This is a genomic window from Corynebacterium urinipleomorphum (assembly GCF_900155535.1).
GTDB classification, from domain to species: domain Bacteria; phylum Actinomycetota; class Actinomycetes; order Mycobacteriales; family Mycobacteriaceae; genus Corynebacterium; species Corynebacterium urinipleomorphum.
In genome coordinates this window covers 106,041-118,812 of sequence record NZ_LT706961.1, presented here as the reverse complement: position 1 = coordinate 118,812, position 12,772 = coordinate 106,041, and the positions used below count along the sequence as shown (strand labels likewise).

Genomic DNA, 12,772 nt, shown 5'->3' with positions numbered 1-12,772 from the left:
AAGTCGTGCAGGTGTAGTGTCCATTCCCTGGCTTGGTCGAGGTTGGTGATTGTGGTCAGTTTCAACGCGAGTGCGTAGATGGCTTTGCCGGCATCAGTGCGGGGGCGTGCTGTGGTGTAGCGGCGGATGACGCGTTGGGCATGGACAAGACAGCGTTGGATCACAGTGTTGGGCCAGCAGGCTTTGATCGCCGAGTAGGCGCCTTGGCCGCCGTCGAGGACGACGCATAACGGTTCGGCGATACCGCGCAGCAGTTGTGTGTAGGCGTGGGCTGATTCGCCTTTGGCCCAGTGCCAGGCGATGACGTGGTCGAAGCTTGCAGCTACGAGCAGGCAGCCGGCGTCGGTGTAGGTGCCGTCGATGAAGATCTGGTCGTAGACCCGGTTGGGGTCTGGGGTGTTGGGCACATCGATGAGCCAGAACGAGGCGAACCGGCGGTCCAAGGTCCACCTACTGACACCTGCTTGCCTGGCAATGTCTGTCAACGGGGCTGTGCCGGTGACGTAGGTGTGGAACCTGGCGAAGTCGCGGGCGCGGGTCTGGTCGGTACGGCGGCGAGTGAAAGTGGATCCGCAATCTTTGCACCGCCACCTGATAGAGCCTTTGGAGGTGGTGCCGTTCTTCTTCGTTTCCCCATTACATAAGGGGCATCGTGGTCTGTTTGGTGTCACCGGGAAAGCACACCAACACCCGGGTAGCACATGCAGGTGCCATTCCGGTGGATTGAACGAAAAACGGGCCCGAATAAGGTCTGGAACCTAATTCAAGCCCGATTTAGGTAGGTTGAGCAGCGTCAACGATGAAACTCAGACACACATTCTGCTACTTAACCCGTATTGGGGGCGCGGGGCGGAAGGGCACGCGCCTACGTCGCAGCGCTACGCCTGGCCGGCGATCAGCTGCGCGGCGCGCTCGCCAATCACGTAGCAGGTGATGTTCGGGTTGATGGCCACGATCTGCGGCATGACCGACGCATCGGCAACGCGGAGGCCCTTCACGCCCTTGACGCGCAGCTCAGGGTCGAGAGGGGACATCTCGTCGTCGTCCGAGCCCATGCGGACGGTGCCCACCGGGTGGTAGACGGTGTTGTGAGTCTTGGAGATGTAGTCGGCGATCTCCTCGTCGGTCTGCACCTCGGGACCGGGGGAGAGCTCCCGGGCGACGATGTCTTTGAGAGCCGGCTGGTCCGCGATCTTGCGGGCCAGCTTGATGCCCTCGACGGCGATGCGCATGTCGTAGCCCTCTTCATCGGTGAAGTAGCGCGGGTCGACCTTGGGCTTGTCGCGGTAGTCGTTGGAGCGCAGGCGCACGGTGCCGCGGGAGCGGGCGTGGCACACGTTCGGGGTGAGCGCGAATGCCTCGTCGGACTGCGGGTATCCCTGGCGTGCGGTGTGCATGTCGAAGGGGGTGCAGCCGTAGTGCATCATCAGGTCCGGCAGATCGGTGTCGTCGTCGATCTGGGTGAAGATGCCGATCTCCCACCACTGGGTGGAGTCGCGGACCATGGGGACCTTGGACTCGAACTGGATCACAGCTTCGGGGTGGTCCTGGAGGTTGGAGCCGACACCGGGGGCGTCGACACGCACGTCGATGTCGAATTCCTCGAGGTGCTCGCGCGGGCCGATGCCCGAAAGCATGAGCAGCTGCGGGGTGTTGATGGCACCGGCGGAAATGATGACTTCCTTGTTGGCGCTGATGGAGGCCTTGCGGTTGAAGGCGTCGGCGAGGTACTCCACGCCGGTGGCGGTGTTGTCGTCGTCAAAAAGAATGCGGGTGACCCACATGCCGGTGAGGATGTCCAGGTTCTCGCGGTTCTCGTTCGGGTGCAGGTAGGACACTGCGGAGGAGGCGCGGGTGTTGTCGCCGTGGGAGTTGATCTGGAAGAACTCCGCACCGTGCTTGACGGTTTCACCGGTGTTGAACTTCTTGCGCGGCAGGCCAGCTTCCTCGCAGGCGTCCAAGACTGCGGTGCCCACCGGGTCGACCTGCGGGACATCCATGATCTCCACTGGGCCGTCGTGGCCGTACTGGTCGCCCTCGCGGGAGTTAGTCTCCAGCTTCTTAATCAAGGGGAGGATGTTCTCCGGGGACCAGTTGTTGGCGCCGAGCTTCTCCCAGATCTCCAGGTCCTCCGCCGGGGTGTGGAAGGCGATGCAGGAGTTGTGGGAGGAGCAGCCGCCGAGCACCTTAGCGCGGGCGTGGCGCATGAAGGAGTTGCCGTTCTCCTGCTCCTCGATGGGGTAGTCCCAGTCCAGACCGGACTCCAGAAGCTCGGGCCAGCGCTTGAGGGAGAGGACTTCGTCGTAGTCGCGGTCGTCCGGGCCAGCCTCGAGGAGGGCGACAGTGACATCGGGGTTCTCGGACAGACGGGCGGCCACTGCGGCACCGGAGGAGCCGCCGCCGACGACGATGTAATCGTAGGAATCACGGATAGCCATGAAAATGCTCCTTAAAACTAAGAGTGAAAACTAGGACTGCTTGTTCGGGAACCAGCCGGTCACAGCCGGCTCGGTGTTGTGGTAGATGTGCTTGGACTGCTGGTACTCCTCCAAGCCGGTGTGGCCGAGCTCGCGGCCGATGCCGGACATCTTGAACCCGCCCCACTCAGCCTGCGGGATGTAGGGGTGGTAGTCGTTGATCCAGATGGTGCCGTGCTGCAGGCCGCGGGAGACGCGGTTGGCGGTGCCCATGTCGGAGGTCCACACTGCGCCGGCGAGACCATATTCGGTGTCGTTGGCGGTGGCGATGGCCTCTTCCTCGGTGGAGAAGGTCTCCACCGTGATGACGGGGCCGAAGCCCTCTTCCTGCACTGCCGGGTTGTCGCTGGAGCACTGGTCCAGGACGGTGGGGGAGTAGAAGAAGCCGTCCTTGTGCTCTTCGCCGCCCCAGTCGTGGCCGCAGCGCAGGCGGGCGCCGGCCTTGATGCCGCGCTCGACGTAGTCCGTGACCTTGTCGCGGTGCTCCTTGGAGATCAGCGGGCCGGTCTCGGCCTTCTCGTCGAAGGGGCCGCCCATGACGATGTCCTTGGCGCGGGCGACCAGGTCGTCGACGAAGCGCTCGGCGATGGACTCGTGGATGATCAGGCGGGTGCCGGCGGAGCAGACCAGGCCCGAGTCCATGAACGCGGCGTTGAGGGCGTTGTCCAAGGCGGCGTCGTAGTCGGCATCGGCGAAAATGACGTTCGGGTTCTTGCCGCCCAGCTCAAGCGCGACCTGCTTAACGCCCTCCGCGGCGGACTTGGCGATGATGCGGCCGGTCTCCAGGCCGCCGGTGAAGGACACCAGGTTCACCTCCGGGTGGGAGGAGAGGACGGAGCCGACGTTGGCGCCGTCGCCGGTGACCACGTTGGCCACGCCCTTGGGCAGGCCGAGCTCGTCCATGAGCTTCACAATCATGATGGTGGTGTGAGGGGTGAGCTCGGACGGCTTGATCACGAAGGTGTTGCCGGCGGCGATAGCCGGGGCGATCTTCCACGATGCCTGCAGCAGCGGGAAGTTCCACGGGGTGATCATGCCGCACACACCGATCGGCTCGTTGACGACACGGTCGATGACGGTGTCGTCGCCGGCGTCGACAAGCCGGCCCGGATTGGAATCGGCGACTTTGCCGAAGTAGCGGAAGCAGTTGGCGATGTCTTCCATGTCGCCCTCTGCTTCGACGAGGCGCTTGCCGGTATCCAGTGCCTCGGCTTTGGCGAATTCGTCCTTGCGGCGGAGCAGCTCGTCGCCCACCTTGATCAGGAAGTCGCCGCGCTCGGCGGCGGGGGTGTTGCGCCATTCGCCTTTGTCGAAGGCGGCGCGGGCGGCCAGAACAGCGCGCTCGGCGTCGCCGGACGTGCCCTCGGACACGGTGCCTACCAAGCGGCCGTCGGCCGGGCAGTGAATCTCGCGGGTGGCGCCGTTTTCAGCGGCAACCCACTCACCGTCAATGAACAAGGTCTGCGCCTGTGACATCGAAATACAGGTCCTTTCCTAATGAATTCGCTTAAATACTGTTTCGTTTGTTCACGGCCGAGAGCGTCGCGGGCGCTAAGAGCACCGCGGGCGCCCCAGCCGTGCTTCCCCTCAACCGAGGGTACCGATCTTGGGGGTCAGCTCTCCGTGTTCTCGGCCACATCGACGTTCGCGCCCGCATCGTCCCACGTGGTGGGGGCGGGGACGGACGCGTCGGCGATGACGTGGCCGCTGGCTTCATCGGCCATGTCCATGTAGACGAGGTGTCGGTCGAAGAAGCTGATCACGTCCTGGATCACCTGCTCGTGGGTGTAGCCGATGATGTTGTGGCCGCGGGTGCCGCGGGCGGTGAACACTTCGACGCGGTAGAAGTACTCCTGGTTTTCGGCCGTGTTCGTGGCGTAGCTGGGTACCTCGTAGGCGAGCGGGACGAGCTGGTACTTGAATTCGTCGTGGTCGGCGAAGCTCATGGTCAGGTCGATGAACGGCAGCTGTGTTTCTTCGTTGATGTCTTCGATGAGTTGGATGTCGGTGCCCAGTTTCTTGAGCTCGGCTGCAACTTCGCGCACGGCGGGGCCGGCCACATCCTGCATGAAGTCCACGGCGTCGTCGCGGGTGGGGAAGGAGACGCGGCGGGCGAGGCGTTCTTTCCAGTCGCCGGCGGAGTCGCCGCCCGCGGAGCCGGACATGGAGCGTGACGCCATGGTGCGCGCGTGGGAGTCCATGGCGCGTTTCTCGGCGCGCAGCACCTTCAGCACGGAGGCCATCAATAGGTACATCACCACAGAAAAGGGCAGTCCGATGAGGACGGTGGCGGCTTGGAGGGTGTACACGCCGTCGACAAGCAGCATGGCAAGGGTCAGGGCGCCGATCACCACGGCCCAGAAGATGCGCAGCCAGGGGGCGCCGTCGGAGTCACCGCGGGTGGCAAAGGAGGTCATGTTCGCCATCACGAGTGAGCCGGAGTCGGCGGAAGTGACGTAGAACAGCAGGCCGACGATGACGGACAGGCCGATCAGGAAGGTTCCGCCCGGGTACTGCGACAAGAGGTTGAAGAAGCCGGATTCGGGGACCTCGACAGCTTCGTTAAGGAAGGCGTCGTCCCCCGCCTGGAAGTGCGCCAGCGCGGAGTTGGAGAAGATGGAGATGAACAAAAGGATGAATCCGGGAGGCACGATGAGCACGCCGATGATGAATTCGCGCAGGGTGCGTCCGCGGGAGATGCGGGTGAGGAACAGTCCGACGAACGGGGCCCACGCGATCCACCAGGCCCAGAAGAAGATTGTCCAGTCCTGCAACCACTGGTCGGCCGGGTAGTCCGCGGTACCGGCGCTGTAGCCGAAGGTGTCGAAGAGCATGGTGGGCAGGCGCGCGATGGAGTCACCGGCGTTTTGCACGAGTTGTTTGAGCAGCAGCGCGGTGTCCCCAGCGAGAAGGATGTAGAGCAACAACCCCAGGGCGAGGAACACGTTGAGTTCGGAGAGACGCCGAATGCCCTTATCGACGCCTGAGACTGCCGACACCGTCGCAATCACCACCGACACGACGATGAGCGCGGCCCAGACAGTGATGTTGTTGGGAATGCCGAACAGGGAGCTCAGGCCGTAGTTGAGGAAGACCACGCCGATACCGAGCGAGGTACCGATGCCGAAGATGGTGCCGATGGTGGCCACGACGTCGACGGTGTCACCGGCCGCGCCTTTGATGCGTTTGCCGAAGAGCGGGGCGAGCGCCGAACGGATCGACAACGGCAGGTGGTAGCGGTACGCGGCGAGGCCGAGCGCAACTCCCATGAGTGCGTACATGGACCAGCCGGGGATGCCGTAGTGGAAGATGGTCCACACTGGGGCCATGCGAGCGGCCTCGGCTGAGAGCGGCTCGCTGTCCGGCGGGGTGAGGTAGTTCGTCGCGGGGCCGGAAATGGCGAAGAACATGAGGTCCACGCCGATTCCAGCGGCGAACAGCATCGATGCCCAGGTGAACAGACTGAACTGGGGGCGCGAATGGTCTGGCCCAAGACGGATGTCGCCGAATTTACTCAGCGCCACCGCGAGCACGAAAAGCACGATCAGCGCGGCGGTGAGGACGTAGTACCAGCCGAATGTGCGGCCGATCCAGTCCATGGACCCGAAGATGACGGTTTCTGCCTGCTCTGGGAAAAGCGCGGACCACAGCACGAAACCGACGATCAGGATACCGGCCGCAATGAAGACCGGTTTGTTGACGCGGGCGTACCCCTTCGCGTCCAGCTCCTCGTGGGCTTCGTCGTGGAAGCTCTCCACGGCGAGGTCACCAGCCTCCGGGTCTTTCAGCTCTTTCGAAGTCTTTGACGTTTTCATGGTTCTGTCAGGGCCGGAAGCTTGGGCACCCACGGCACCCCAGCTCAACCTTGCTCCTTACATATTCATTTAAGAAACGGAAAAATGATCGATTGATGCACGTGAAAGCGCGCAAGTACACCACAATAGCGATAAGACGAGCGTTTATCCGGGCTGGACCGTAGACTACATAAAGTCTGACCGCGTCAAAGCTTTGTAAAGGATTGCACATGTCTACCCCGTACAACCCTGAGAACTCCTCGAACCCGGATAACTCCTCGAACCCGTCTGGCACTGAGAGCACCGGAACCACCGGCAACTCCAGCTCCTACGGTTCCTCCGATTCCTTCGGCTCTTCCGACGCGTTCGGTTCCTACGGCTCCAACACGTTTGGTTCCTACGGCAGCGATTCCTACGGCACGGACTCTTCTGCTTCTTCCTCCTCCTCGGACTCCGCTACGACCTCCTCCGCCGGTACCTACGGCTACGGCGCAACCTCCGCCGACAGCTCCAACTCCAGCACCTCTGGTTCCACCACGGCATCGTCCACCGGCAGCTCTTCCCAGAGCTACGATGCGTCTGGTTTCGGGTCCTACGGCCAGTCCGCTCAGTCGACTCCGTCTGCACAGACCACCCAGACTGGTCAGACCAGCCAGACTGCTTCGGCACAGCAGGTCCCGCAGACTGCACAGACGGGCCAGCAGCCGGTGTTCGGCGACCAGTACGGACAGCAGCCGTACGGCCAGGCACCGGCGGCAGGTGCTCCGGCGCCGCAGTTCGGTCAGTACGGCCAGGCTCAGGGCTTCGGTGCGCCGGGCTTCCCGCAGGGCGCACCGGCCCAGAAGAAGTCGTTCTTCTCGTCCTTGTTCGACTTCTCCTTCCGCCACTTCATCACCGATGACTTTGCTAAGGCGCTGTACATCATCCACATCGTCACCCAGATCGTCCTTTGGGTGATGGGTCTGCTCGGCGCAATCTTCGGCACGGTCGCAACCTTCGGACTGGGTGTCTTCGCCGTCTTCGCTTGGCTGATCTTTGGCACCCTGTGGACGCTGCTGAACATCATCATCGGTCGTGTGACCCTCGAGTTCGTCATCTCGATCGTCCGCCTGTACCAGAACTCGGACAAGTTGGTTGAGCAGGGCGAAAACAAGTAGCGCCCAATAAGCTCAATTCCGCTCCGTCACCCAGCGAGAAAGCTCTGGGGACGGGGCGGTTTTTGCATGGCGGTCATACTCCCCGGGCGATATCGAGACCGGCTCGGATGAGCGGAATCTGCAGCGGGAGGCGGCCCAGCGAGATGATCTGTTTGTGCCAGGGTTCATCCCGCCACAGGTAGGCCATGTAGAAATTTCCCGGCCAGACGAGCGTGAATAGCGTGGCGGCAGCAAAGCCGCCGGCAGGGCGTGTCTTCGGGGAGGCAAGCAGCGCAGCGGTGGCCAGCTCGGCTGCGCCGGAGACGTAGGTGTAGGTGCGTTGACTGCCGGGCAGCTGCGGCGGCACGATGCCGTCGAAGGGTTCGGGTTTGAGGAAGTGGAGGGCGCCCGCGCCGGCGAGCAAGGGGACGAGCGACTTCTTCACAATGCGATCGAGGCTGTTGGAACTCATAGCACCCAGCGTAGGCGCGCCTAGCGCCACAGGTCCGAAGCATTGATGCCGAAGGAGTACAAAGCCCGGCGCAGCAGAGGTAGAGACAGGCCAATGACGCTGGTCTGGTCGCCTTCGATGGAGTCGATGAACCAGCCGCCCAGGGCCTCGAGGGTGAATGCACCCGCGCATTCAAGCGGTTCGCCGGAACGGGCGTAGGCCTCGATGTCCGCGTCGGTGGCGTCGCCGAAGTGGATGCGGGTGGACACGGTGTCCACCACCCACTGGCCGCGGTAGCCGATCGCGTGGCCGGTGACCAGCTCGGCGGTCTGGCCGCGCTGCGCCTGCCAGCGGCGGATGGTTTCCTCCACAGTGTGAGGCTTGCCCTGCAGTTCGCCGTTCAGCAGCAGCATGGAATCGCAGCCGACCACGATGTCGTCGGGGTAGGAGGGGGCGACGGCGTCGGCTTTCGCGCGGGCGAGGGTGGTCACGACGGTGTGAGGTGCGACGCGGTCAAGCCGTGCAATGATCGCGTCCTCGTCGACGTGCGCGGGGTGCTGGACGGGGTCTACACCGGCGTTGTTCAGGATCATCCGCCGGGACGGGGACTGGGAGGCGAGGATGAGGCGCATGGGGAGTGAACTAGAAGAGCGTCTGAGAGTTGAACGCAGAGGGGTTGAACACCACCGGGCCGTGGTCGCGCGGGGTGGGGCGACCCCACAGGTTGCGGTGGCCGCCGGAGGTGCGCGCTTTCGCCTCTTGCTGCAGGTCGGTGAGCACCTGGGTCAGCGCGGCGAGCTCCGCCTCGGTGGGGTTGCCTTTGACAACGGTGAACAGCGGTTGAGAAGGCTGGGACATTGCGGGGGAGACCTCCTTACACGGGGAAGACACAGGGAAGGAATTAGAACGGGATGTTGCCGTGCTTCTTCGGCAGGGAGTAGACCACCTTGCGCTCCAAGAGACGCAGGGCCTCGAGAATCTGGGTGCGGGTCTGTGACGGCTCGATCACCACGTCAACCAGTCCGCGTTCGGTGGCCACGTACGGGGTGAGGTTGGCGGCGGCGTACTCGTCGGCGTCGATGGAGAGGAGCTCGGCGGCAGTGGCGGCATCTGCCAGTGCGATCTGCGCGGTCGGCCACGCCAGCACGATGTCGGCGCCCAGGTCCTTCGAACCCATGGTCACATACGACGGGCCGATGGCGCGGCGGGTGATCACAGTTACCTTGCCCACCTGCGCCTCGGCGTAGGCGAAGGCGAGGGCGGCACCGTAGTTGGCGCTACCTAGGTGCTCTTCCTCCTCGGAAGGGAAGAAGCCGGGGGAGTCCACGAATTCGACGATCGGGATGTTGAAGGAATCGCAGATCCGGATGAAACGCGCGGCCTTCTTCGCCGCGGCGTGGTCGATGCAGCCGGCGAGAACACTTGGCTGGTTGGCCACAATGCCCACGGCGCGGCCGGAGATGTGCGCAAAACCGGTGACGATGTTGTCGGCGTAGCCCCGGCTCAGCTCGGTGAGTCCCTTGTCGGTGACGCGGGTGATGATCTCGCGGACGTCGTAGGACTCCGCGTCCGAGTTGGGGATGAAGGTGTCCAGGTCGGTGGTTTCGGGCTCGGTGGAGCTCTCGTTGATGGGGGAGGCCGCGCGGTTGTTCTCCGGCAGGAAGGCGATGAGGTCGCGGACTGTCGACATCGCCTCCACGTCAGTCGGGGCGGTCAACTGCGCGATGCCCGTGACCTTGGAGTGCACGTCCGAGCTGCCCAGAGACTTCGCGGTGGCCACGCGGCGGGTCACCTTGGTCACGGCGCTGACGGAGGTCAGGTGCATCGTCGCGTCTTTGACCATCACGGTGATGTCGCTGACGGGGACCAGCAAGGCGGCGAGAGATGCGACTTCACCAGCCACGACGGAGATCTGCGGCACCACGCCGGATGCCTCGGTTGCCTTGCACAGGATGCGCGCGGACATCGCGGCGGTGACCACGCCCTCCTGCAGGCGCCCACCGGTGGAGTCGTGGATGGCAATCACGGGAACGCCGGTCTTGATGGCCAAGTCGTAGATCTTCAGGATCTTCTCCGCGTAGACCTCGCCCATCTGGCCGTCGAAGATGGAGGAGTCGTGGGAGTAGACGGTGACACGTCGGCCGTCGATAAGCCCGTAGCCCGTGACCACACCGTCGGTTGCGGGCTTGGTGCGCCCCATGCCGTGCTCTTCAACGCGGTGGCGTGCGAGCGCGTCCGTTTCCACGAAGCTGTCGTTGTCCAACAATGCCTCGACGCGCTGACGTGCGGTGGAGATTCCCGCTTCGCCCGCCGCCCTCGTGGCTTCGCTGCCCATCGGCTCGCGCGATTCAGCGAGCCTGTTACGCAGGTCCTCGATCTTGCCGGCGGTGGTGGTCAGGTCGGGCTTCTTGTCGGTCATAGCGCTCCACTTTACGGGCTCACAGCCTCTTCATCAGGTTCCACACCGCCTATCGGCCCGCGCGTCCCCGATGTTTCGCGCGCACGCTTATCGACGCCCCATCGTGCGGCCCCGCCCCTAGTCGTAATGGCCGAGCATGTACTCGTCGCGGCTGTGCCAGTACTGGTTGAAAGCATCGACATCCCCGCCGACCGCCTCGATCCGCCCGTTGCTGTAGCTGAGCGTGACCCGGTTCTGCAGCTTCACGCTGCCCATGAGGTCCTGCTGGCGCTCGCTCCATTCGAAGTTGATGGTGTCGCCGTCGAGCGAGACATCGTTGATGCCGCGGAAGGTGCGCATCTCACCGTCCGGTTCGCCGTTGATGTAGAACGCGATGCCGCTGGAAATCGACGCGCCTGTGTTCGCCGGGCCTTCCATTCCGCCGCGTCCGCCGTGGAAAATGATCCAGCTGACCGGCGCGCACGGGTCGTAGTAGTTCTCGATGTCCTCGATCCAGTACTGCGTGTCACTGCCCGTGGTGTTGGGCATCCGTCCCGGCGCACTTCCGTCCGGGTACTGGTCCCGCGGGTCCTTGGGCAGCGACGCGCAGGATTCCTTCTTCTTCGGAGCGTCCTTCCTCGGCTTCTCCTCGGCGGGCGCCTCCTTGGTCACCACCTCGGTGACCACTTCTTCTGCGGCGTCCTCTTGCGTTGGTGCCGCAACGGTGCTCATTGCGGGCTCGTCGAGGCTTTCGGAAGGGGAGCAGCCCGCAGCGAATGCGGCGACAGCGGCCAGGGCAGCGATGACGGGGGCACGGTGGGGTTTCATGGGCTGAAGTGTAGCCCGGCGGTGCGAGCACTTCAGGTCAAAGCTCAGTGTCGTGCCAATCAGCTGGGGCGGGGAGGTGCCACTGAGGACCGGGGACCTGGGGTTCGTGTACCCGCCAGCGGAACGCTATGGCGAAACCTGAATTCGTCATTTGAGAAACCCGACTTATGTCGGGGAAGGGCAACCGCGATTTGAATGGGGTGAACGCACGATTGGGCGGGGTGTGCCCCTAGTGTTTAAACCATTCAGCCATCCACGGCGCTTATCGACGAAAGGTCGCTCATGTCCACTGCCTCCGGCACACCAATTCCGAATACACCTGACAGCAGTGCCGACGACCTGCCGGAGCTGCACAGCGAGGAGCACCTCGAACAGGCCCGCGAGGAATTCGAGCTGGATCACCTTTCGGACGCCGACCGGGAGTACATCGAGGAGCAGGCAGCGAGTAGCGACGTTCCCGACGGCTCCGTGATGTCCTGGGCGTTGACTCTCTTCGGTACCGCCGTCGGCGCGGGCATCCTGTTCCTGCCGTTGGATGCCGGCACGTTCGGCTTCTGGCCGCTCGTTGCTGCCACTTTGTTCATCGGCCCGTTGGTGTTCTTCTCCCACCGCACCTACGCGCGCATCGTGTCTGGCTCGCCTATGCCGGGCATGGATGTGCTGCAGGTGGTCACCGCGCTCACCGGAAGGACGCGGGGACTTCTCACCGCCCTGGTGTACTGGCTGGCTGTTTATCCCACGGTGCTGATCTACGGCGTGTCCATCACCAACACCATCGACAGTTTCATCGCCAACCAGTTCGGCGGACCGGAGATCAGCCGGTGGGTTCTAGCGCCGATCTGTGTGGGCATTCTCACCGGCGCATTCGCATTCGGGCAGAAGGCCACGTTGGCTATGGCGAATTTCCTCGTCTACCCGCTGATCGTGGCGCTGGCGGGAGTGTCGCTGTACCTGATTCCACGGTGGGACATCCAAAGCTTCATGTCGTACGAATCTGACACCCCGATTTGGCAGTCGCTTCTGCTGATCCTGCCGGTCCTGGTGTTCTCCTTCAGCCACATGGCGGCGCTGTCGCAGTTCGTTCTGGACGTGCAGAAGAAGCATGATGGCGACGTGGCCAAGACGGAGAAAGATGTGACCAAGATCGAGCTCATCGCCGCGACCGCGCTGGTGCTGTTCACGATGTTCTTCGTCTGGTCCTGCGCGTTTGCGCTCGGCGCCGACGGCCTCGACGCCGCGGCGGAGCAGAACATCCCGGTGCTGTCCTACCTGGCCAATGAGACCGGCACTCCGATCATGGCGTGGTTGAGCCCCATCGTGGCCATCTGCGCGATCGCGTCCTCCTACTTCGGGCACATGATGGGCACCGAGGAAGGCACGACGTACCTGCTGCGCGTCGCTGCCCCCAACTTCGCGCAGCGCGTCAGTGAGACCACCCTGCGCTGGGTGATCAACATCTTCGTCTTTGTCACCGCCACGCTAGTCGCTGTGTTCAACCCGTCGATCATGACGCTGATCTCTGTCGTCGGTGGCGTCTTCGTCGCGATCCTCGTCTACCTGGTGCCCACGCTGCTGTTCCGCAAAGCCACCGCGTACAAGCACTACGCCAACCGCCCCGACACCATCTTCGTGGGCGTCATGGGTGTGATCATCGTCGGCGTGACCATCTGGGACATGGTGCGGTAGCC

11 protein-coding genes are annotated in these 12,772 nt (G+C 63.6%); 2 read left to right on the top strand and 9 right to left on the bottom strand.

Going from position 1 to position 12,772, the window contains the following annotated elements; genetic code table 11:
- The 4 genes from CZ338_RS00635 to betT all read right to left on the bottom strand — a co-directional run.
- Nucleotides 1-671: IS1249 family transposase (locus CZ338_RS00635; RefSeq protein WP_143341219.1), on the bottom strand; the 671-nt coding region annotated here is incomplete at its 3' end.
- Between the two features lie 207 nt (nt 672-878).
- Nucleotides 879-2,438 (bottom strand): GMC family oxidoreductase, encoded by a 1,560-nt coding sequence (locus CZ338_RS00630; protein ID WP_087116143.1) that lies wholly within the window; start codon nt 2,436-2,438, stop codon nt 879-881.
- Between the two features lie 30 nt (nt 2,439-2,468).
- Nucleotides 2,469-3,953 carry an aldehyde dehydrogenase family protein gene (locus CZ338_RS00625; protein WP_087116141.1) on the bottom strand — a complete coding sequence of 495 codons (1,485 nt, stop codon included), beginning with the start codon at nt 3,951-3,953 and terminating at the stop codon, nt 2,469-2,471.
- 137 nt (nt 3,954-4,090) lie between these two features.
- Nucleotides 4,091-6,292: a choline BCCT transporter BetT gene (gene betT / locus CZ338_RS00620; RefSeq protein ID WP_087116169.1), complete on the bottom strand. Its 2,202-nt coding sequence runs from the start codon at nt 6,290-6,292 to the stop codon at nt 4,091-4,093.
- A 209-nt stretch (nt 6,293-6,501) separates the two neighbouring features.
- On the opposite strand from betT, the gene CZ338_RS00615 reads away from it, so the two are divergent.
- Entirely contained in the window at nt 6,502-7,428 is a 927-nt protein-coding gene (locus tag CZ338_RS00615) for a DUF4282 domain-containing protein (RefSeq protein WP_087116139.1), read from the top strand.
- A 73-nt stretch (nt 7,429-7,501) separates the two neighbouring features.
- On the opposite strand, the gene CZ338_RS00610 is transcribed toward CZ338_RS00615, so the two are convergent.
- From CZ338_RS00610 to CZ338_RS00590, 5 genes are all read right to left on the bottom strand, one after another.
- Nucleotides 7,502-7,879, bottom strand: coding sequence for a DoxX family protein (locus CZ338_RS00610; RefSeq protein WP_087116137.1), 378 nt, complete (start codon nt 7,877-7,879; stop codon nt 7,502-7,504).
- A 20-nt stretch (nt 7,880-7,899) separates the two neighbouring features.
- Nucleotides 7,900-8,490 (bottom strand): Maf family protein, encoded by a 591-nt coding sequence (locus tag CZ338_RS00605; protein WP_087116135.1) that lies wholly within the window; start codon nt 8,488-8,490, stop codon nt 7,900-7,902.
- A 10-nt stretch (nt 8,491-8,500) separates the two neighbouring features.
- Nucleotides 8,501-8,716 carry an acyl-CoA carboxylase subunit epsilon gene (locus CZ338_RS00600; protein ID WP_087116133.1) on the bottom strand — a complete coding sequence of 72 codons (216 nt, stop codon included), beginning with the start codon at nt 8,714-8,716 and terminating at the stop codon, nt 8,501-8,503.
- Nucleotides 8,717-8,759: 43 nt separating this feature from the next.
- Nucleotides 8,760-10,277, bottom strand: coding sequence for an acyl-CoA carboxylase subunit beta (locus CZ338_RS00595; RefSeq protein WP_087116131.1), 1,518 nt, complete (start codon nt 10,275-10,277; stop codon nt 8,760-8,762).
- Nucleotides 10,278-10,394: 117 nt separating this feature from the next.
- A complete protein-coding gene (locus tag CZ338_RS00590; RefSeq protein WP_087116129.1) occupies nt 10,395-11,084 on the bottom strand; it encodes a hypothetical protein in 690 nt (229 codons plus the stop codon).
- 282 nt (nt 11,085-11,366) lie between these two features.
- Here CZ338_RS00590 and CZ338_RS00585 point away from each other — a divergent pair, with 282 nt between their 5' ends.
- Entirely contained in the window at nt 11,367-12,770 is a 1,404-nt protein-coding gene (locus CZ338_RS00585; protein WP_087116127.1) for an SLC5/6 family protein, read from the top strand.
- The last annotated feature ends 2 nt before the right edge of the window (nt 12,771-12,772 follow it).